Source organism: Nocardioides dubius (assembly GCF_039528155.1).
Lineage (GTDB): Bacteria > Actinomycetota > Actinomycetes > Propionibacteriales > Nocardioidaceae > Nocardioides > Nocardioides dubius.
Genome location: NZ_BAAALG010000002.1, coordinates 261,085 through 280,847, shown reverse-complemented (window position 1 = coordinate 280,847; position 19,763 = coordinate 261,085). Strand labels below are relative to the sequence as shown.

Genomic DNA, 19,763 nt, shown 5'->3' with positions numbered 1-19,763 from the left:
GGCACTCCGCTTCCGACACCGAGGTTCATGTGACGCACGTCGGCCAACCGGCTCCCGCATCCGCGACCGGCACCCCCGGCTCCATCGAGGAGTCCGGTGACCCCGGACGCAAGACCTGGAAGGACGTCGTAGCCGCCTACGTCGGCCTCACCAAGCCCCGGGTGATCGAGCTCCTGCTGCTCACCACCGTCCCGGTGATGTTCTTCGCCGCCCGCGGCGTCCCGGACCTCGACCTGGTCCTGTGGACCGTGATCGGCGGCATGCTCTCGGCCGGCTCGGCCTCGGCCTACAACTGCGTCTACGACCGCGACATCGACGAGCAGATGCGTCGCACCCGGCGTCGTGCCCTGCCGCGTCACATCGTCACGCCGGTCTCGGCGCTGGTCTTCGCCACGGTGCTGGCGGTGCTCTCCACCGTGGTGCTGTGGTTCGGCGTCAACGAGCTGTCGGCCGCGCTCTCCCTGGGCGCCAACGCCTTCTACGTCTTCGTCTACACGATGCTGCTCAAGCGCCGGACCACCCAGAACATCGTCTGGGGTGGGCTGGCCGGCTGCTTCCCGGCACTGATCGGCTGGACCGCGGTCACCGGCGAGCTGGCCTGGGAGCCGGTGGTGCTCTTCATGGTGGTCTTCTTCTGGACGCCGCCGCACACCTGGTCGCTGGCGCTGCGCTACCGCGAGGACTACCGCAACGTCGACGTGCCGATGCTGCCGGTGGTCAAGCCGGCTGCTGAGGTCGGTCGTCAGATCGTGATCTACAGCTGGATCATGGCCGCCACCGCGATGCTGCTGTGGCCGGTCGCGGACACCGGGTGGTTCTACCCGGTGGTGGCTGCCGTGCTCGGCGTCGTCTTCGTGGTCGACGCGCACCGGCTCTGGGGACGCACGAAGCGCTCGGAGGATCTGGCGGAGATCCGGCCGATGCACCTGTTCCACCACTCGAACATGTACCTGACGCTGCTCTTCGTCGCGGTCGCGCTGGACCCGCTCTTCAGCCGCTGAGCGGCTGCCGGCACCGGTCGGTGGGGGTCGATTCGCGTCCCACCCGTCCCATAGGTTAAGTTTTTCCACGTCGCCGCAACCGGCTCGATCGGTTCGGATGGCCTGCGGACGTAGCTCAGTTGGTAGAGCGCAACCTTGCCAAGGTTGAGGTCGCGAGTTCGAGCCTCGTCGTCCGCTCCACGAAGCCAGAAGGCCCGTGATGGATTCCCATCGCGGGCCTTCTGGCATTTCCCCGCCAACTCCCGATGACTTCTCGTCGTGCACGTTTGGAGATCCGAGGAACGGGAACCGAAGGTGCGGTTTGGCAGATAAGAACCGCGCTGGCCGAATTGCTTGGGTTGTCGACGAGCAGGTCAGCGGCGGACAGATGGTGGCTCGCAGGGAGGCGGGCCACGCGCGCAGTTTCTGATCTGTTTGAAGATAGGAGTCGTTCCATGGCATTCATTCTTTGGGTCATCGCGGTGATCTTGGTGGTCTCGGGCATCTTCGCCCTCTTCCGGGGCGAGACGCTGTGGGGGATCGTGCTGATCATCGTCGGTCTGGCTGTGGGCCCGGGCGGCTACTCGATCTTCAGGTAGCAACCGCTCTCCGACGCGACGGGCAGGGACGAGATGTCGTCCCTGCCCGTTCTGTGTGCATTAGCCTTCGGTGGGCGGACGCGGATCTTCGCGCCCCATCCTGGGTGGCCGCCGCCGGGTCGATGGAGGACGACTTGTGAGCACTGCAACAGCATTGGTCTTCACGGCGGTCGTCGCCGGTCGGTTCCTGCTCCCGTTGCTGATCCTGCGCCACCCGCTGCCGGCGATCATCGCCTGCCTGATCCTGGACGGGATCGACCAGTCGATCTTCCAGTGGTTCGGGTACGACCCGCCGGGCTACCAGAGCTACGACAAGGCGATGGACATCTTCTACCTGGCGATCGCCTATCTGGCGACGCTGCGCAACTGGACGTCGATGTGGGCCTTCCAGGTCTCCTGGTTCCTCTACTTCTACCGCCTCATCGGCGTCGTGCTCTTCGAGTTCACGCACTTCCGGCCACTGCTGCTGATCTTCCCGAACACCTTCGAGTACTTCTTCATCGCTTATGAGGCGATCCGCACCCGCTGGCAGGTGGCGCTGCGCGACCTGCGCTTCTGGATCGGTCTCGCGGCCCTGATCTGGGTGGTGGTGAAGCTCCCGCAGGAGTACTGGATCCACGTCGCGCAGATGGACGTCACCGACACGCTGGCCGACCACCCGTGGACCATCGGGGTGCTGATCGGCCTGATCGTGGTGGCCTGCCTCGGCGTCCGCTACCTGGCGAAGACCTACCTCGGCGCACCGCAGCCCGGGTGGCGGATCGCCGCCGACCCGATCCCCGAGGGGATCAACGAGGCCAGCGAGCGGGCCGCCTGGACCGCCAAGTACGCCAAGGTGCGCTCGATGGCGACCGTGGAGAAGGTGGTGCTGGTCGGCCTGATCGCGGTGGTCTACGCCCGGGTGCTGCCGGACTACGAGGGCTCCTCGGTCAGCCTCTTCCTCGGTGTCGGCGTCGTCGTCCTGATCAACGCCGGCTTCACCCTGGTCGCCTCGCGCCGGATGTGGACGGTCGAGTCCGCCCTGGCCGGCTTCGCCGGCCGGCTCGCCTTCAACGTGGCCTTCGTGCTGGTGGCCGATTGGCTGCTGCGTCGCAACAGTGGCGACCTCGACTTCATCGACACCTTCTTCTTCCTGAGCCTGATCAGCCTGATCACCTCGCTGCACGATCGCTACCGCCCGGTCCACGCGGTGCGCAAGCACGAGGCTCCGGAGGGAATCCGGGGCGCGGCCACCGCCTGATGGCGGATAGGCTTTGCCACGCCGGGAGCGACCGGCGCTCGAATGCCACGAAAGAGGAGTAGTCCCGTGTCCGAAATCAAGGTCACCGTCGTTTCCGCCCACGGCGAGGAGCAACGCACGGTCACCACGGGCACCAAGGCCTGGGAGCTCTTCGCCGAGGAGAAGGACGTCATCGTCGCCCGGGTGGGCGAGGAGCTGAAGGACCTCTCCTACGAGCTTGCCGACGGCGACGTCGTCGAGGGTGTGCTGATCGACAGCGCCGACGGCCACAACGTGCTGCGGCACTCCACCGCGCACGTGCTGGCGCAGGCCGTGCAGCAGCTCTTCCCCACGGCGAAGCTGGGCATCGGTCCGCCGGTGGCCGACGGCTTCTACTACGACTTCGACGTCGAGACCCCGTTCGTGCCCGAGGACCTGGTCAAGATCGAGTCCGCGATGCGCAAGATCATCAAGGAGAACCAGCGCTTCGAACGCCGGGTCACCAACGACGACGACGCACTGGTCGAGCTCGCCGACGAGCCGTACAAGGTCGAGCTGATCGGTCTCAAGGGCAACTCGGCGGAGGCCGCCGAGGGTGCCTCGGCCGAGGTCGGCGCCGGCGAGCTGACCATCTACGACAACATCAACCGCAAGGGCGAGGTCGCCTGGAAGGACCTCTGCCGTGGTCCGCACCTGCCGACCACCAAGCGGATCCCCGCCTTCAAGCTGATGCGCTCGGCCGCGGCGTACTGGCGCGGCAACGAGAACAACAAGCAGCTGCAGCGGATCTACGGCACCGCCTGGGAGTCCAAGGAGGCGCTGGACGCCTACCTGCACCGCCTGGAGGAGGCCGAGCGCCGCGACCACCGCAAGCTGGGTCGCGAGCTCGACCTGTTCAGCTTCCCCGACGAGCTGGGCTCCGGCCTGCCGGTCTTCCACCCCAAGGGCGGCGTGCTGAAGCGGGTCATGGAGGACTACGTCCGCCAGCGCCACATCGAGGAGGGCTTCTCCTACGTCGGCACCCCGCACATCTCCAAGGACGGCCTCTTCCACACCTCGGGCCACCTGCCGCACTACGCCGAGACCATGTTCCCGCCGATGGAGTTCGAGGGGTCGAACTACCAGCTGAAGGCGATGAACTGCCCGATGCACAACCTGATCTACCGATCGCGCGGTCGCTCCTACCGTGAGCTGCCGCTGCGGCTCTTCGAGTTCGGCTCGGTCTACCGCTACGAGAAGTCCGGCGTGATCCACGGCCTGACCCGGGTCCGTGGCTTCGCCCAGGACGACTCGCACTCGTACTGCACCCCCGAGCAGGCACCCGACGAGGTCAAGCACCTGCTGAGCTTCATGCTCAGCGTGCTGCGCGACTTCGGTCTCGACGACTTCTACCTGGAGCTGTCGACCCGGGACCCGGAGTCCGACAAGTTCATCGGCAGCGACGAGCAGTGGGCTGTGGCGACCAACGTGCTCGAGGACGTCGCCGCCGAGACCGGCCTCGACCTGGTCCCCGACCCGGGCGGCGCGGCGTTCTACGGCCCGAAGATCTCGGTGCAGGCCAAGGACGCCATCGGGCGCACCTGGCAGATGGGCACCGTGCAGTACGACTTCAACCAGCCGCACCGCTTCGAGCTGGCCTACCAGGCCGCGGACGGCTCCCGCCAGGAGCCGGTGATGATCCACTCGGCCAAGTTCGGCTCGATCGAGCGGTTCATCGGCGTCCTGGTGGAGCACTACGCCGGTGCGTTCCCGCCCTGGCTCGCTCCGGTCCAGGCGGTCGGCATCCCGATCGCCGAGCGCCATGACGGCTACCTCAAGGACGTCATGGCCAAGCTCACCGCGGCCGGGCTGCGGGCCGAGGTCGACCTCTCCGACGACCGGATGCAGAAGAAGATCCGCAACGCGCAGCTGCAGAAGGTGCCGTTCATGCTGATCGCCGGCGACGACGACGTCGAGGCCGGTGCGGTCTCGTTCCGCTACCGCGACGGCCGCCAGGACAACGGCGTTCCGCTCGCCGAGGCGATCGCCCGGATCACCGAGGCAGTCGAGAGCCGCTCGCAGGTCTGATGCGCAGGGTTCGCAGCCTCCTGATCGCCGCTGCCGTGCTGGCAGCGGCGATCGGGTGTGCCAGCGACCAGCAGACGACGGACACCGTCGTCGAGGCGCCGTCGACCACGGCGGCCACCAGCGCGGCCCCGGAGCCGGCCGACCCCGAGGATCTGGCCAAGCTCGCCGAGCAGGCGGAGGCTGCGGCGCGCGAGGCCGACGAGCCGCTCGAGGAGCTGATCACCGAGCCGGTGCTGGGGGCCGACATCAGCTGGCCGCAGTGCCCCCAGGGTCTGGGCATCCCGGAGCGGCCCACCCAGGGCATGCCGATGCCGGTGCCGGAGGCCCGCTACGTGATCCTCGGCCTCACCAACGGCCCCGGCTTCACGCCGAACCCGTGCCTGGCCGATCAGGTCACCTGGGCCGCCACCGAGCAGCTGCCGACCGCCGCCTATGCGGTGGCCAGCTACCCGGACCGCGACACCCTCGCCGAGCTCGGCGGGGAGGGGCCCTTCCAGAGTCGCACCAAGCTGGGGAGGCTGCGCAACGTCGGCTACCAGCAGGCCGCCTACAACGTGAAGTCGATGCAGACCGCCGGCCTGCGCACGCCGATGCTCTGGATCGACGTCGAGCCGGTCCCGGACTTTGAGTGGAGCGCTGACGTCGTCGCGAACGCCGCGGTCGTCCAGGGCCTGGCCCGTGGCTACACCGACGCCGGGTTGAAGATCGGCGTCTACTCGACCCCGCACCTGTGGCAGCGCACCGTCGGCGACCTCGCCCTCGGCGTCCCGGAGTGGCGGGCCGCCGGCCACACCTCGCGCGACGAGGCGTTGTCGCGGTGCGGCGCCGACTGGCAGATCCAGGGCGGCGACGCGGTCTTCGGCCAGTGGGTCGCCGACGATCGCGACCACAATGTGACCTGTCCCGCGGTGACCTCGTTGACGCCGTGGTTCCACCAGTACTGAAGGAGAAGCAGTGAGCGCCCCCGACCGTCTCGAACGGCTCTACACCCCGCACCGGATGAACTACGTCCGCGAGGCGGGTCCGGCGAGTGTCGGCTGCCCGTTCTGCGCGATGGCCGACGAGCACCCGGGTGAGGGCCTGGTCGTGGCGCGCGGCGTCTCCACCTTCGCCGTGCTCAACCTGTACCCGTACAACCCGGGGCACCTGATGGTGCTGCCGAGCCGGCACGTGGCCGACTACACGGAGCTGACGGAGGCCGAGACGGTCGAGCTGGCCACGATGACCCAGGACGCGGTCCGGGCCATCCGGGCGGTCTCCACGCCGCACGCCTTCAACATCGGGATCAACCTCGGCACGGTCGCCGGTGGCTCGCTGGCCGATCATCTGCACCAGCACGTGGTGCCGCGCTGGTCGGGCGACGCCAACTTCCTGACCGTGGTGGCCGGCACCAAGACCCTGCCGCAGCTGCTGGAGGAGACCCGCGACCTGCTCACCGAGTCCTGGAAGAGCCTCGGATGACCCGGGTCGGCCTGCGATGAGCGTGGGCGTGCACTCCGAGGTCGGGCGACTGCGCTCGGTCCTGGTGTGTGCGCCGGGGCTCGCGCACGAGCGGCTCACGCCCAGCAACTGCGACGACCTGCTCTTCGACGACGTGCTGTGGGTGCGCAACGCCCGCCGCGACCATGCCGCCTTCGTCGACCTGATGACCGAGCGGGGCATCGAGGTGCTGGAGGTCGCGCAACTGCTGGCCGAGGTGGTGGCCGACCCGGTGGCCCGCGACTGGCTGCTGGACCGCAAGATCGTCGCCAACCAGGTGGGCTCGGGGATGGTCGCCGGAGCGCGTGCCTTCGTGGACGAGCTGGCCCCGGTAGAGCTGGCCCGGTTCCTGATCGGCGGGTTGGCGGTCGCCGATCTGCCGGCCGACCACCGTGGGGAGCACAGCCTGCTGGCCGACGAGTCGCTCGGCGTCCGCGAGTTCCTGATGCCGCCGCTGCCCAACCTGCTCTACACCCGCGACACCACCGCCTGGATCGGCTCCGGGGTGGTGCTCAACCCGCTGTACTGGCCCGCCCGTCGCGACGAGACCCTGCTCTATCAGGCGATCTACCGCTTCCATCCTCGGTTCGCGGGCGCCCCGGTCTGGTGGGGCGACGCCGAGCGTGACTGGGGACTGGCCACCCTCGAGGGCGGCGACCTGATGCCGATCGGCAACGGCGTCGTCCTGATCGGGATGGGGGAGCGGTCCTCGCGCCAGGCGATCACCCAGGTGGCCGCAGCGCTCTTCGCGCAGGGGGCGGCCCGGCAGGTGATCGTGGCCAGCCTGCCGCGGCAACGCGCGACCATGCACCTCGACACCGTCTTCACCTTCGCCGACCACGACATCGTCACCAGCTACTCGCAGGTGGTGGACCGGATCCGCAGCTTCACCCTGCACCCGGGCGACGGCGACACGGTGCGGGTCAGCGTCAACGACCGGCCGTTCGTGGAGGTGGTGGCCACCGCACTCGGCCTCGGCGCGCTGCGGGTGATCGAGACCGGCGGGTCCGGCTACGACAGCGAGCGTCAGCAGTGGGAGTCGGGCAACAACATCCTGGCTCTGGAGCCGGGGGTGGTCGTCACCTACGACCGCAACACCACCACCAACGCCCTGCTGCGCAAGGCCGGAGTCGAGGTGCTGCCGATCGTCGGGGCCGAGCTCGGCCGGGGGCGCGGCGGTGGTCATTGCCTGACCTGCCCGCTCGAACGCGACGCAGGGTAGTCTGCCTCCGCGATGTTGGAGAGATTCCGCGCGTTCTGGACGCGCCTTCTGAACCCGATTGCCCGACTGTTCATCCGCTTGGGGATCAGCGCTGATGCGGTGACCCTGGTGGGCACCCTCGGTGTCTGCGCCGGCGCGTTGATCTTCTTCCCCCAGGGGAAGCTGCTGACCGGTGTCCTGGTGATCACCGCGTTCGTCTTCAGCGACCTGATCGACGGCCACATGGCGCGGCTGACCGGGAAGACGAACAAGTTCGGTGCCTTCCTCGACTCGACACTGGACCGGATCGGCGACGGCGCGATCTTCGCCGGGCTCGCGCTCTACTTCGCGGGCCCCGGCGAGAGCGACCTGTACCTGGTGCTTTCGCTGATCTGCCTGGTGATGGGCTCGGTCACCTCGTACGCCCGGGCTCGTGCCGAAGGGCTCGGCTACCAGGCCAAGGTGGGCATCGCCGAGCGTGCCGACCGGCTGGTCGCGATCCTGGTGATGACCGGTCTCGGCGCCATCTTCGACCTGCCGATCCTGATGGAGATCACCCTGTGGGCGTTGGCCGCAGCCAGCACGATCACGGTGGCACAGCGGATCTGGGTGGTGCGCCAGCAGGCGTACGCTGAGACTGCGAAGTGAACGGCGTTCGGGAAGGGCTAGGCTCCGAGTCATGGTGAACGAATCTCCGAATGAGCAGGCGGCCACGGGCACGTCTGCTGTGAAGCGCGGCATGGCAGAGATGCTCAAGGGCGGCGTGATCATGGACGTGGTCACGCCCGAGCAGGCGAAGATCGCCGAGGACGCCGGCGCCGTGGCCGTGATGGCGCTGGAGCGCGTTCCGGCCGACATCCGCGCCCAGGGCGGCGTCTCCCGGATGAGCGACCCCGACATGATCGACGGGATCATCGAGGCTGTGTCGATCCCGGTGATGGCGAAGGCCCGGATCGGCCACTTCGCCGAGGCGCAGGTGCTGCAGAGCCTGGGCGTCGACTACATCGACGAGTCCGAGGTGCTCTCGCCGGTGGACTACGAGAACCACATCGACAAGTGGGCCTTCACGGTCCCCTTCGTCTGCGGTGCGACCAACCTGGGTGAGGCGCTTCGCCGGATCACCGAGGGCGCTGCGATGATCCGCTCCAAGGGCGAGGCCGGCACCGGCGACGTCTCCAACGCGGTCACCCACATGCGCACGATCCGCAAGCAGATCCGCCGTCTCGGTGCCCTCGACGCCGACGAGCTGTACGTGGCCGCCAAGGAGCTGCAGGCGCCGTACGAGCTGGTCAAGGAGGTGGCCGGCACGGGCAAGCTGCCGGTCGTGCTGTTCACCGCCGGCGGCATCGCCACCCCGGCCGACGCCGCGATGATGATGCAGCTCGGCGCCGAGGGCGTCTTCGTGGGCTCCGGCATCTTCAAGTCCGGCAACCCGGCCCAGCGCGCCGAGGCGATCGTCAAGGCGACCACCTTCTTCGACGACCCGGACGTCGTCGCCAAGGTCTCCCGTGGCCTGGGCGAGGCGATGGTCGGCCTGAACGTCGACGAGATCCCGCAGCACCACCGCCTCGAGACCCGCGGCTGGTAGCTCAATGTGACCTCAGCGTCGCGTTTCGACGTCTGACGGCGCCGAGAGGTCACATTGAACGCGTAACCTTGGGCTAGTGAAGAAGCAACGCATTCAGCAGGAGCTGCGCGATCTCGCGCGGCTCCTGCTGCTTTCCGGGCTCGATGAGCCGGCCGCGATGCGCGCTGAGCTGGCCGAAGCGATCCGCAGCGACCTGCCCGAGGTGGTAGACGCGGAGCGGCAGGCCGAGGAGTGGCTGGCCGACGCGCGGCGCGACGCGGCGACCGACCCGCTGCCGGTGCCCAGTGACGACGATCGGCTGGCTGCTGCCTTCGCCGAGTGCCGGCGGGCGGGCCTGGCGGTCCTGATCGGGGTCGAGGACCACTGGAGCGCGAAGCGCGAGTTGGAGCGCGCCGAGGCCGCCGGGCTCGGACTGCGCGGGGTGCTCTGGTTCACCCGCGCCGACGTCTGGCACTCCATCGACGCCGGCATGCTGGAGGTCAATCTCTGGCACTCGACGACGGCCAACGCCGCTCCCGGCGACGCCCTGTTGGACGAGGTGGTCGCGATCCTGGCCCGGCATGGGCTCCGTGCCCACTTCGACGAGGGCCGGATCGAGGTCGCCGCGCGCTGGCGCCGGAATTGAGAGGTTCCCCTTGGCCCGTTCGGTCGCCGCCCATGGCCCGAACGGGCCATCTTCACCGGGCACCGCTTCCGGGGGAGGCCCGGGCGGCATAGACAGGCCTTGGGGGCACAACCGTGTCCTCCCGTGATCGTCGGGAGGGGCAGAGATGAAGAAGAGCACCAAGGGCGTGCTGGCGCTGGGCGCCGCCGCGGCACTGCTGGTCGGCGGCGTCGGCTCGCTGGCGTACTGGACCGACAGCGAGACGGTTCCGGGCGGCACGATCAACGCGGGTCACCTCGATCTGCTCACCGACGCCACCAACACCGGTTGCGGGTCCTGGACGCTCGACACCGGTGAGTCGGCGCCGAGCACCTACGCCGCAGGCGATCCGCTGGTGCCCGGGGACGTGCTCAGCAAGACCTGCGCCTTCACCATCTCCGCTGAGGGCAACCACCTGCGCGCCCAGGTCAGCGCGTCGGCATCCAACCTGACCGGCAACCTTGCGCCAGGGCTCTCCGTCAGCGCCACCGGACTCACCGTGAACGGCGTCGCGGCGACCGAGTTCACCGAGGCCGACGACGGCCAGGCGCTCGGCGTCACGGTCAGCGTGGAGTTCACCGACCCGGGCACTGCGGACAACACGTTCAACAGCAGCAGCACGCAGTTCCAGGCGGTCCTCGACGACATCACCGTGACTGCACAGCAGATCCACAGCTGAGCGGTAGGCGTGATGTCGGCGCGACGCGTGCTGACGCTGCTGCGCCGGACACTGGTGTGGCTGGCGCTGCTGGCGCTCGCCGCGATCCTGGCAGTCGCCGTGGTCGTCCCGCGGCTCGGCGGCGCCACCCCGTACGTGATCAGCACCGGCTCGATGCGGCCCGACCTGCCGCCGGGCACGCTGGTCGTGGTCCGGCCGGTGGACGACGAGGAGATCGGCATCGGCTCGGTGATCACCTACCAGGTGCGCTCCGGGGAGCCGGCGGTGGCGACCCACCGGGTGATCGCGACCTCGATCGACGGCCGCGGCCAGCGCTCCTGGCGGACCCAGGGCGATGCGAACGACGCGGCCGATCCCGAGCCGGTGCGTCCGGTCCAGGTCAAGGGGGAGCTCTGGTACGCGGTACCCCACGTAGGTCGGATCGGCGACCTGATCAGCCCGCAGCGGCGACTGGTGCTGGCCCAGCTGCTGGCGGCCGGGCTGGTCGGCTACGCCCTGGTCATGTTCGCCGGCGCGGGGCGGCAGCGACGCAGCGCCCGGCGCGACGAGCGAGTGCGCCTCGCCGATGAGCAGGCGGCCCACCACCAGGACCGGGTTCCGTCATGAGCAGCGCCGGAGTGGCTCTGGCCGCGCTCGTCCTTGCGGGCGCGGTGTCGCTGGCTCCACCGGCCGCGGCACAACCCGACGCGCTCGGGCTGAGCTGGGACGGCCGTCAGTGGACGTCGGAGCTGAGTGGGGCACTGTTCGAGCCCGGCCACCGCTGGGTGCCGGGGGAGAGCGCGATCCGCGACTTCTGGCTGCGCAACGATGCTGGGGAACCGGCGCGGCTGCGGGTCCACGTCGACGTCGTGGAGGCCGGGCTGCAGGTCCCCGACGACCTGCGGCTGAGCATCCGCTCTCAGGACGGCGCTTGGCAGTTGCTGCCGGTGGGTGACGGCGGCGCCTGGTTGGCCGAGCGGTCGCTCGCCCAGGGTGCCGACACGCGCTACCGGGTGCGCGCGGAGCTCGCAGCCGGCTCGACCGCTGAGCGGGTCGCCGTCCGCCTGGAGATCCGCGCGGTGCTCTCCGGCAGCGGCAACGGCAACCTCGACGACGGTGATCGCCGGGGCCTGCCGGGCGTCGGCAGCCGGGTCGGCGCGCTCACGCTGGGCGTCGCGGTGGTCGCAGTGGTGGGCGGCGTCGCCCTGCTGCGCAGCCGGCGCGGGGGAGCCGGGCGATGAGCCGGCATCGGGCGCCACGATCAGGATCCGGTTGGGGTTCGCTGCGTGTCCAGGTGGTGTTGGCGCTCGGCCTGGTCGCCTGCCTCGGCGCGGTGGCCACCTCGGCGTTCTGGACCGACCAGGTCACCGTGGCGGGCACCGGCTTCAGCGCCGGCACCCTCGACCTCGAGGTCAACGACGATCCTGACGACGCGGTCGCCCTCACCACGCTCAGCCTGAGCAACATGGTGCCCGGCAACAGCGCCGCGGGCGTGCTCAAGGTCGAGAACACCGGGACCGTGCCCCTCGCCTACAACGCGTCCACGGCAGCGACCAACCCGGATGCTAAGAACCTCGCCGGCGCACTGACCGTGAAGGTGACCGGGTCGGCATCGGTGACCGGCGCCGCGCCGACGGCGACCTGCGCCGGCACCGCGCTGGCCGGAACCGGAACCTCCCTGGCCGCCCCGCTTGTCTCCACCAAGCGGGTGCTGGCCCCCGGCGCATCGGAGACGCTCTGCGTGCAGGTGACCTTGCCGACTGCGGCAGGCAACGCCTTGCAGGGCAGCGCCACCGTGGCGACCTTCACCTTCGACGCGACCTCGGAGCTGCCGTGACCGTCCGGATCGCGCGGGTGCTGCTCGCCGTGACCGTCCGGATCGCGCGGGTGCTGCTCGCCGTGGCCGCCTGCCTCGGTGCACTCTGCGCCGCGGCGAGCCTGCTCTGCGTGGCGCTCGACGCCCGGGTGCTGCTGGTCACCTCCGGCTCGATGGCGCCGGCGATCGACGCCGGCGCGGCGGTCGTGGTGCGCGAGGTCCCCGTGGGTGAGCTGCGCGTGGGCGACGTGGTGAGCGTCGCCGGAGCAGAGGGGAGCCGGGTGCTGCACCGGGTCGTCGCCATCGATCCGGGCTCGGCGCCGGAGGAGCGGCAGCTGGTGTTGCAGGGCGACGCCAACCGGACCCCCGATCCCTCGGCGTACCGGGTGCAGGGCGCCGACCGCGAGGTGGTGGCGGTGCCCTGGCTGGGCTATGCCGTCGCCTGGCTCGCCAGTCCGCTCGGGCTGCTGGTGGCTGGTTGGCTCATCCTGGGAGCCGCGGTGGTGGTGCGACGCAGTGGCACCCCGGATGCTCAGCTCGCCGGTGCCCGGCGCGGGCACGCGCCGCCCCGTCACGCCAGGAGCCGTCACGCCGGGTCTCGCCCCGCCCGGAGCAGCCGCGCCATGGCGCGGATCGGTGCGGGGCTGAGCCTGCTGCTGATCGCGACAAGCGCCGGCTGGCTCGGCGGGCGCGTCGGCGCCGCCGCTGCCGCCTTCACCGATCAGGCGGTCGTCACCGGCGGGACCCTCGGTACCACCACGGTGCTGGCGCCCGACTCGGTGAGCTGCTCCGGCGGGGGCCTGCTGGCGACCAGCATCACCATCTCCTGGCCGCACAAGGATCTCGGCTACAACTACCAGGTGCTGGTGCGCGACGCCGCCAACGCGGTCCGGGCCACGTACACGGTGACCGGCGCGGGTGCGGTGGGCAGCACCCAGAGCCAGGCGATCCCCGGGGGCCTGCTCGGCAGCCTCGGCCTGGGCACCTACTACTCGACCGTCGAGGTCCGCTCCCAGTTGAAGGCCAACGCCGCCTGGCTGAGCGCGGCGATGCGGACCTGGACGTACCGCGAGGTGGTCATCGTCGCGGGGTTGTCCATCTACTGCACCTGAGGCGATCACGCGATCGCCTCAGTCCTAGGATTCCTGGGTGCTCTCCACGACGATCGGGGTCTTCGCCCTGCAAGGTGATGTCCGCGAACACCTCGCTGCGTTGGAGGCCGTCGGCGTCACCACGCTCACGGTCCGCCGTCCCGAGGAGCTGGCGCGGTGCGACGGCCTGGTGATCCCCGGCGGCGAGTCGACGACGATGGGCAAGCTGGCCAGGATCTTCGGGCTCCTGGACCCGCTGCGCGAGCGGATCGCGACCGGCATGCCCACCTTCGGCACCTGCGCCGGCATGATCATGCTGGCCGACCGGGTGCTGGACGGCACCGCGGACCAGGAGACGATCGGCGGCCTCGACATCACCGTGCGGCGCAACGCGTTCGGTCGTCAGGTGCACTCCTTCGAGGGGCCGTTGACGATGACCGGACTCGCCGAGCCCGTGCACGCGGTCTTCATCCGCGCGCCGTGGGTCGAGTCGGTGGGCGACGACGTCGAGGTGCTGGCACGCGTGGAGGGTGGCGAAGCCCACGGTAGGATCGTCGCGGTCCGCCAGGGCAACCTGATGGCGACCTCCTTCCACCCGGAGGTCGGCGGGGACGCACGCGTGCACCGGTCATTCGTCGACCTGGTGCGCTCGGCCTGAGCGGGCACGTCGTACGGAACGGGAACGGGAAGAGGGACGCATGTCTGGCCACTCCAAGTGGGCGACCACGAAGCACAAGAAGGCCGCGATCGACGCGAAGCGCGGCAAGCTGTTCGCCAAGCTGATCAAGAACATCGAGATCGCGGCCAAGATGGGCGGCCCCGACCCGTCCGGCAACCCGACGCTCTACGACGCCATCCAGAAGGCGAAGAAGCAGTCGGTCCCGAACAAGAACATCGACTCCGCGGTCAAGCGCGGCGGTGGTCTCGAGGGTGGCGGCGTCAACTACGAGACGATCATGTACGAGGTCTACGGCGCGGCCGGCGTCGGCATCCTGGTCGAGTGTCTGACCGACAACAAGAACCGCGCCGCGATGGAGGTCCGCACCGCGGTCACCCGCAACGGTGGCACCATGGCCGACCCGGGCTCGGTCTCCCGGCTCTTCACCCGCAAGGGCGTGGTGCTGGTCGCCAAGGCCCAGGAGTCCCAGGAGGTCACCGAGGACGATGTCCTGGAGGCGACGCTGGACGCCGGCGCCGAGGAGGTCAACGACCACGGTGAGTCGTTCCAGGTGCTCTCCGACTCCAACGACGTCGTCGCGGTGCGCACCGCGCTGCAGGAGGCCGGCGTCGACTACGACTCCGCCGAGGTGGAGTTCGTGGCCAGCATGGACATCCCCGTCGACGCCGAGGCGGCCGGCAAGGTCTTCAAGCTGATCGACGCCCTCGAGGACCTCGACGACGTGCAGAACGTCTTCAGCAACGTCGACGTCTCCGAAGAGGTCATGGCGGAGCTCGACGCCGAGTAACCCCCGCCTCAATGTGAGCTGAGCGCCCGGTTTCGTCCCGAAACCGGGCGNCCCCCGCCCCTCACCTCACATTGAGCGTGTCTTCCCGCCGACCCGCGGCGGCTGTGTGCGAACATGTGTTCGGATGGTTCGCGGCGAAAGGGAAGCGATGCGGGTGATGGGGATCGACCCCGGCCTGACCCGGTGCGGGGTCGGCGTGGTCGAGGGCTCGGTCGGGCGCCCGCTCACGCTGCTCGACGTCAACGTGATCCGCACCTCGGCGTCCGAGCCGATCGCCACCCGCCTGGTCACCATCGAGCGCGGGATCGACGCCTGGCTCGACGAGTACCAGCCGGACGCCGTCGCCGTGGAGCGGGTCTTCGCCCGCTCCGACGTGAGCACCGTGATGGGCACCGCCCAGGCCAGCGGGATCGCGCTGGTCTGCGCCGCGCGGCGCGGGCTGCCGGTCGCCATGCACACGCCGAGTGAGGTCAAGGCCGCCGTCTCCGGCAACGGTCGCGCGGACAAGGCCCAGGTCGGTGCCATGGTCACCCGGATCCTCCGGCTCGACGCCCCGCCCAAGCCCGCCGACGCTGCCGACGCGCTTGCGTTGGCGATCACCCACGTCTGGCGTGGTGGCGCCAAGTCCCGCATCGACGAGGCGATGGCCGCCGCCACCCGCTCACAGTCGCGGATCGCCGCCGCGGTGGCCGCGCAACGCGCCCAAGCAAGGAGAAGCTCGTGATCGCATTCGTCCGAGGCACTGTCGCCACGGTCGGCCTGACCAACGCCGTGCTCGACGTCGGCGGCATCGGTCTCGATCTGCAGTGCGCCCCGAACACGCTTGCCACCCTGCGCCGCGGCGAGGTCACGCAGCTCGCCACCAGCATGGTGGTCCGCGAGGACTCGATGACCCTCTTCGGCTTCGTCGACGACGACGAGAAGGGCTGCTTCGAGCTGTTGCAGACCGCCAGTGGCGTCGGCCCGAAGCTGGCCCAGGCGATGCTCGCGGTCTTCAGCCCCGACGACCTGCGCCAAGCGGTCGCCTCCGACGACGTGAAGACCCTGACCAAGGTTCCCGGGATCGGCCAGAAGGGCGCCCAGCGGATCATCCTCGAGCTCAAGGACCGGATCGGCGCCGTCGTCGGCTCCGGTCCCGCCCGGGTCAGCGGCGGTCCCGCCACCGTCGCCTGGCGCGACCAGGTGCATCAGGGCCTGGTCGGCCTCGGCTGGTCCGCCAAGGAGGCCGAGAAGGCGGTCGACGCCGTCGCCCCGCAGGCAGGCGATCTCCCCGACGTCGGCGCGCTGCTGCGCGCCGCGCTGTTGACCCTGCGAAAGGGCTGAGATGGGCGATCTCAATGACCTGGACGATCTGGACGCCGCCGAGGAGGCGCACCTCGCCCATCTGACCCGGCTCACCGCAGCCGAGGCGGACGGCGACGAGCGCGCGGTCGAGGCCGCGCTGCGCCCGCGCAGCCTCGACGAGGTGGTCGGGCAGCAACGGGTCCGCGAGCAGCTGGGCCTGGTTCTCGACGCCGCGAAGGCGCGCGGCCGCGCGCCCGACCACGTGCTGCTGTCAGGCCCGCCCGGCCTCGGCAAGACCACGCTCGCGATGATCATCGCCAACGAGCTCACCGTCCCGCTGCGGCTGACCAGCGGGCCGGCGATCACCCATGCCGGCGACCTCGCCGCGATCCTCTCCGGGCTGAACGAGGGCGACGTCCTCTTCGTCGACGAGATCCACCGGATGTCGCGGGCGGCCGAGGAGATGCTCTACATGGCGATGGAGGACTTCCGCGTCGACGTGATCATCGGCAAGGGCCCCGGCGCGACCGCGATCCCGCTGGAGATCCCGCCGTTCACCCTGGTCGGCGCCACCACCCGCGCCGGCCTGCTGCCCGGCCCGCTGCGGGACCGCTTCGGCTTCACCGGCCACCTTGAGTTCTACGAGCCCGCCGAGCTCGACCTGATCGTGCGCCGCAGCGCGCGGCTGCTGGACGTCCCGCTCACCGACGACGGCTCGGCGGAGATCGCCGGCCGCTCCCGGGGCACGCCGCGCATCGCCAACCGGCTACTGCGCCGGGTCCGCGACTTCGCGCAGGTCCGCGCCGACGGCGTGATCACTCCGGATGTCGCGCACCGCGCCCTCGACCTGTTCGAGGTCGACGAGTCCGGCCTGGACCGGTTGGACCGCGCCGTGCTGGACGCGCTCTGTCACCGCTTCGGCGGCGGCCCGGTGGGCCTGTCCACGTTGGCGGTCGCCGTAGGGGAGGAGCGGGAGACGGTCGAGGAGGTCGCCGAGCCGTTCCTGGTCCGCAACGGCTTCCTGGTGCGCACGCCGCGGGGCCGGGTGGCGACCCGACTGGCCTGGACCCACCTCGGGCTCACCCCGCCGCGGGCCGAGGTGTCCGAGGCCACGATCTTCGACGACTGAGGCACCGCTAGACTGGGTGCGTCCATGCCTTCGTCATGCCCCAAGGAGTGCTTCCCGTCGTGGAGACCCTGATCCCGATCGCCGCGATCTTCCTGATCTTCTGGCTGCTGCTCATCCGTCCGGCCAGCAAGCGTCAGAAGGCGCTCGCCGAGGTCCAGCGCGGCCTCAACATCGGAGACCGGGTGATCACCAACAGCGGGATCCTCGGCACCGTCGCCTTCGTCAAGGACGGCAGCATCGGCCTGGAGATCGCCCCCGGCGTCGTCGCCGAGGTCGCCCGCCCGGCGATCGCCGGCCTGGTGCCCGAGGAGACCGAGACCGCCGAGGCTCCGGCCGACGACGCCGCTGACGCCGACGCCTCGCCGTCCACCCCCGACTCCGACCAGGAGCGCTGAGGATTGCCGGCTGCCTGGGAGTCCTTGATCCACGACGTCCCCGACTACCCGACCCCGGGTGTGATGTTCAAGGACATCACCCCGCTGCTCGCTGACCACGACGCCTTCGCGGCCGTCGTCGAGGCGCTGGCAGCGGCCGGTCGCGACGCCGACGGCAACGTCGTCGTCGACAAGGTGGTCGGCATGGAGGCCCGCGGGTTCATCCTCGCCGCCCCCGTCGCCCTCGCGCTGGGTGCCGGGTTCGTGCCGGTGCGCAAGGTGGGCAAGCTCCCTCGCGCGACCCACGCCGTCAACTACTCACTCGAGTACGGCGAGGCCACCCTGGAGCTGCACACCGACGCGATCGCACCCGGTGAGCGGGTCCTGCTGGTCGACGACGTGCTGGCCACCGGCGGCACCGTCGCGGCCACCCGCGAGCTCGTCAGCCGCTGCGGCGGCGTGCCGCACGCGGTCGCGGTTCTCATGGAACTGACGTTCCTGCCCGGACGCGACGCGGTGGGCGAGCTGCCCCTGCACGCGCTCTGCCAGGTTTGATCCACCCCAACCCCTTCTCACCCTCGAGGAAACAAGCACCGTGACGTCTGACCACTTCTCTATCTGGAAGCGCCGTGAGGCCCTCGCGGAGGCGATGATCCCGATGATCGGGCGCCTCTACCGCGAGCGCGATGTCACCATCCTGGTTCACAGCCGCTCGCTGGTGAACAAGTCGGTGATCAGCATCATCAAGACGCACCGCTACGTGCGGCAGATCGAGGAGCGTGGCCTCGCCGTCGAGGAGACCTTCCCGATCCTGGAGATCCTCTCCGGTCTCGACCTGGGCCCCTCGCGCATCGACATCGGCAAGCTGGCCATCGCCTTCGCCACCGACAACGGCGGCAAGACCCTCGAGCAGTTCGTCACCGACGCCGTCGCCCCGGCGACCGGTGAGAACAAGATCGTCCGGGAGGGTCCGACCGACGTCGTGCTCTACGGCTTCGGCCGGATCGGCCGGCTGCTGGCCCGCCTGCTGGTGGAGAAGTCCGGCTCCGGCAACGGCCTGCGGCTGCGCGCCGTCGTCGTCCGCAAGGGCTCGGACGACGACCTGATCAAGCGTGCGTCGCTGCTGCGTCGCGACTCGATCCACGGCCAGTTCAACGGTTCGATCCACGTCGACGCCGAGAACGACGTGATCTGCGCCAACGGCAACGAGATCAAGGTCATCTACTCCAACGACCCGACCTCGATCGACTACACCGAGTACGGGATCAAGGACGCGATCCTGGTCGACAACACCGGCATCTGGCGTGACCGCGAGGGCCTGTCGAAGCACCTGCGCCCCGGCATCGCCAAGGTCGTGCTGACGGCTCCCGGCAAGGGCGACGTCAAGAACATCGTGCACGGCGTGAACCAGAACACGATCACCGCCGACGACAACGTGATCAGCTGCGCCAGCTGCACCACCAACGCCATCGTGCCGCCGCTCAAGGTGATCAACGACGAGTACGGCATCGCGCGTGGCCACGTGGAGACGGTGCACTCGTTCACGAACGACCAGAACCTGCTGGACAACTTCCACAAGGGCAACCGTCGCGGTCGCTCGGCCCCGCTGAACATGGTGCTGACCGAGACCGGTGCCGCCTCGGCGATCGCCAAGGCCCTGCCCGAGCTCGAGGCGCACATCTCCGGGTCGTCGATCCGGGTGCCCACCCCCGATGTGTCGATGGCGATCCTCAACCTCGACCTGGAGAAGGAGACCACGGCGGAGGAGCTGAACACCTACCTGCGCCAGGTCTCGCTGCACTCGCCGCTGAAGCGCCAGATCGACTTCACCACCTCCAGCGACGCCGTCTCGACCGACTTCGTCGGCTCGCGCCACGCCAGCATCGTCGACGCCAACGCGACGATCGTCAACGGCAAGAACGCGATCGTCTACCTCTGGTACGACAACGAGTTCGGCTACTCCTGCCAGGTGGTGCGCGTCGTCCAGCACATCTCGGGCGTCGAGTACCCGCTGTTCCCGCAGGACTAGTGGCGGGAACTAGTATTTGCCAATGGCCGACCAGCAGCCCGAGACCTCGCCCAGTGGCGTGCCCTCCGCGCGCCGGATGCGCGCGCGGCTAGCTCGGATCGGGGCTCGGCCCCAAGGTGGCAACCCGGTGCTCGAACCGC

At 69.8% G+C, this 19,763-nt stretch carries 23 protein-coding genes and 1 tRNA gene; all 24 read left to right on the top strand.

The window, feature by feature from the left end; genetic code table 11:
• Positions 1-29 precede the first annotated feature (29 nt).
• The 24 genes from ABD151_RS03160 to ABD151_RS03045 all read left to right on the top strand — a co-directional run bounded on the left by ABD151_RS03160 (position 30) and on the right by ABD151_RS03045 (position 19,623).
• Positions 30-1,001, top strand: a complete 972-nt coding sequence (locus ABD151_RS03160; RefSeq protein WP_415629841.1) for a heme o synthase — start codon at positions 30-32, stop codon at positions 999-1,001.
• Positions 1,002-1,105: 104 nt separating this feature from the next.
• A tRNA-Gly gene (locus ABD151_RS03155) sits at positions 1,106-1,181 on the top strand.
• 254 nt (positions 1,182-1,435) lie between these two features.
• Positions 1,436-1,579: a GPGG-motif small membrane protein gene (locus tag ABD151_RS03150; RefSeq protein WP_343991249.1), complete on the top strand. Its 144-nt coding sequence runs from the start codon at positions 1,436-1,438 to the stop codon at positions 1,577-1,579.
• A 136-nt stretch (positions 1,580-1,715) separates the two neighbouring features.
• Positions 1,716-2,819, top strand: a complete 1,104-nt coding sequence (locus tag ABD151_RS03145) for a hypothetical protein (protein ID WP_343991247.1) — start codon at positions 1,716-1,718, stop codon at positions 2,817-2,819.
• A 66-nt stretch (positions 2,820-2,885) separates the two neighbouring features.
• Complete coding sequence (gene thrS / locus ABD151_RS03140; RefSeq protein ID WP_343991245.1) at positions 2,886-4,865, top strand: threonine--tRNA ligase; 1,980 nt, start codon at positions 2,886-2,888, stop codon at positions 4,863-4,865.
• Positions 4,865-5,809 carry a glycoside hydrolase family 25 domain-containing protein gene (locus ABD151_RS03135; RefSeq protein WP_343991243.1) on the top strand — a complete coding sequence of 315 codons (945 nt, stop codon included), beginning with the start codon at positions 4,865-4,867 and terminating at the stop codon, positions 5,807-5,809. Before thrS ends, ABD151_RS03135 begins: the two co-directional genes overlap by 1 nt.
• Positions 5,810-5,819: 10 nt before the next feature.
• Positions 5,820-6,326: an HIT family protein gene (locus ABD151_RS03130; protein ID WP_343991241.1), complete on the top strand. Its 507-nt coding sequence runs from the start codon at positions 5,820-5,822 to the stop codon at positions 6,324-6,326.
• Positions 6,327-6,342: 16 nt separating this feature from the next.
• Positions 6,343-7,566 (top strand): arginine deiminase, encoded by a 1,224-nt coding sequence (locus ABD151_RS03125; protein WP_343991239.1) that lies wholly within the window; start codon positions 6,343-6,345, stop codon positions 7,564-7,566.
• Positions 7,567-7,578: 12 nt separating this feature from the next.
• A complete protein-coding gene (gene pgsA, locus ABD151_RS03120) occupies positions 7,579-8,193 on the top strand; it encodes a phosphatidylinositol phosphate synthase (RefSeq protein WP_343991237.1) in 615 nt (204 codons plus the stop codon).
• Positions 8,194-8,224: 31 nt separating this feature from the next.
• Positions 8,225-9,133 (top strand): pyridoxal 5'-phosphate synthase lyase subunit PdxS, encoded by a 909-nt coding sequence (pdxS, locus tag ABD151_RS03115; protein ID WP_343991235.1) that lies wholly within the window; start codon positions 8,225-8,227, stop codon positions 9,131-9,133.
• Between the two features lie 76 nt (positions 9,134-9,209).
• A complete protein-coding gene (locus ABD151_RS03110) occupies positions 9,210-9,758 on the top strand; it encodes a DUF6891 domain-containing protein (RefSeq protein WP_343991233.1) in 549 nt (182 codons plus the stop codon).
• A 145-nt stretch (positions 9,759-9,903) separates the two neighbouring features.
• Positions 9,904-10,455, top strand: coding sequence for an alternate-type signal peptide domain-containing protein (locus ABD151_RS03105; protein ID WP_343991231.1), 552 nt, complete (start codon positions 9,904-9,906; stop codon positions 10,453-10,455).
• A 12-nt stretch (positions 10,456-10,467) separates the two neighbouring features.
• Positions 10,468-11,061: a signal peptidase I gene (locus ABD151_RS03100; RefSeq protein WP_343991229.1), complete on the top strand. Its 594-nt coding sequence runs from the start codon at positions 10,468-10,470 to the stop codon at positions 11,059-11,061.
• Positions 11,058-11,675, top strand: coding sequence for a hypothetical protein (locus tag ABD151_RS03095; RefSeq protein ID WP_343991227.1), 618 nt, complete (start codon positions 11,058-11,060; stop codon positions 11,673-11,675). The genes ABD151_RS03100 and ABD151_RS03095 overlap by 4 nt, the downstream gene beginning before the upstream one ends.
• A 53-nt stretch (positions 11,676-11,728) precedes the next feature.
• Positions 11,729-12,271, top strand: a complete 543-nt coding sequence (locus tag ABD151_RS03090; protein WP_343991225.1) for a SipW-dependent-type signal peptide-containing protein — start codon at positions 11,729-11,731, stop codon at positions 12,269-12,271.
• Positions 12,268-13,362, top strand: a complete 1,095-nt coding sequence (locus tag ABD151_RS03085; protein ID WP_343991223.1) for a signal peptidase I — start codon at positions 12,268-12,270, stop codon at positions 13,360-13,362. The genes ABD151_RS03090 and ABD151_RS03085 overlap by 4 nt, the downstream gene beginning before the upstream one ends.
• A 37-nt stretch (positions 13,363-13,399) precedes the next feature.
• Positions 13,400-13,999, top strand: coding sequence for a pyridoxal 5'-phosphate synthase glutaminase subunit PdxT (gene pdxT / locus ABD151_RS03080; protein ID WP_343991221.1), 600 nt, complete (start codon positions 13,400-13,402; stop codon positions 13,997-13,999).
• Positions 14,000-14,039: 40 nt separating this feature from the next.
• The gene (locus ABD151_RS03075) at positions 14,040-14,807 is read left to right on the top strand and encodes a YebC/PmpR family DNA-binding transcriptional regulator (protein ID WP_343991219.1); all 768 of its coding nucleotides are present in this window, start codon (positions 14,040-14,042) and stop codon (positions 14,805-14,807) included.
• 157 nt (positions 14,808-14,964) lie between these two features.
• Entirely contained in the window at positions 14,965-15,531 is a 567-nt protein-coding gene (gene ruvC, locus ABD151_RS03070) for a crossover junction endodeoxyribonuclease RuvC (protein WP_343991217.1), read from the top strand.
• On the top strand, positions 15,528-16,130 hold the full coding sequence (gene ruvA, locus ABD151_RS03065) for a Holliday junction branch migration protein RuvA (protein WP_343991215.1): 603 nt from the start codon (positions 15,528-15,530) through the stop codon (positions 16,128-16,130). Before ruvC ends, ruvA begins: the two co-directional genes overlap by 4 nt.
• A 1-nt stretch (position 16,131) precedes the next feature.
• A complete protein-coding gene (gene ruvB / locus ABD151_RS03060; RefSeq protein WP_343991213.1) occupies positions 16,132-17,220 on the top strand; it encodes a Holliday junction branch migration DNA helicase RuvB in 1,089 nt (362 codons plus the stop codon).
• A 59-nt stretch (positions 17,221-17,279) separates the two neighbouring features.
• Positions 17,280-17,615, top strand: a complete 336-nt coding sequence (yajC, locus tag ABD151_RS03055; RefSeq protein ID WP_343991211.1) for a preprotein translocase subunit YajC — start codon at positions 17,280-17,282, stop codon at positions 17,613-17,615.
• A 3-nt stretch (positions 17,616-17,618) separates the two neighbouring features.
• Positions 17,619-18,149, top strand: a complete 531-nt coding sequence (locus tag ABD151_RS03050; protein WP_343991209.1) for an adenine phosphoribosyltransferase — start codon at positions 17,619-17,621, stop codon at positions 18,147-18,149.
• 40 nt (positions 18,150-18,189) lie between these two features.
• Complete coding sequence (locus tag ABD151_RS03045) at positions 18,190-19,623, top strand: glyceraldehyde-3-phosphate dehydrogenase (protein ID WP_343991208.1); 1,434 nt, start codon at positions 18,190-18,192, stop codon at positions 19,621-19,623.
• Positions 19,624-19,763: the final 140 nt, after the last annotated feature.

Coding starts and splice junctions, on each gene's coding strand:
- ABD151_RS03150 (WP_343991249.1), top strand. CDS start 1,436: ATGGCATTCATTCTTTGGGTCATCGCGGTGATCTTGGTGGTCTCGGGC.
- ABD151_RS03100 (WP_343991229.1), top strand. CDS start 10,468: ATGTCGGCGCGACGCGTGCTGACGCTGCTGCGCCGGACACTGGTGTGG.
- ABD151_RS03095 (WP_343991227.1), top strand. CDS start 11,058: ATGAGCAGCGCCGGAGTGGCTCTGGCCGCGCTCGTCCTTGCGGGCGCG.
- ABD151_RS03125 (WP_343991239.1), top strand. CDS start 6,343: ATGAGCGTGGGCGTGCACTCCGAGGTCGGGCGACTGCGCTCGGTCCTG.
- ABD151_RS03105 (WP_343991231.1), top strand. CDS start 9,904: ATGAAGAAGAGCACCAAGGGCGTGCTGGCGCTGGGCGCCGCCGCGGCA.
- pdxS (WP_343991235.1), top strand. CDS start 8,225: ATGGTGAACGAATCTCCGAATGAGCAGGCGGCCACGGGCACGTCTGCT.
- ruvC (WP_343991217.1), top strand. CDS start 14,965: ATGGGGATCGACCCCGGCCTGACCCGGTGCGGGGTCGGCGTGGTCGAG.
- ABD151_RS03135 (WP_343991243.1), top strand. CDS start 4,865: ATGCGCAGGGTTCGCAGCCTCCTGATCGCCGCTGCCGTGCTGGCAGCG.
- ABD151_RS03075 (WP_343991219.1), top strand. CDS start 14,040: ATGTCTGGCCACTCCAAGTGGGCGACCACGAAGCACAAGAAGGCCGCG.
- ruvB (WP_343991213.1), top strand. CDS start 16,132: ATGGGCGATCTCAATGACCTGGACGATCTGGACGCCGCCGAGGAGGCG.
- pgsA (WP_343991237.1), top strand. CDS start 7,579: ATGTTGGAGAGATTCCGCGCGTTCTGGACGCGCCTTCTGAACCCGATT.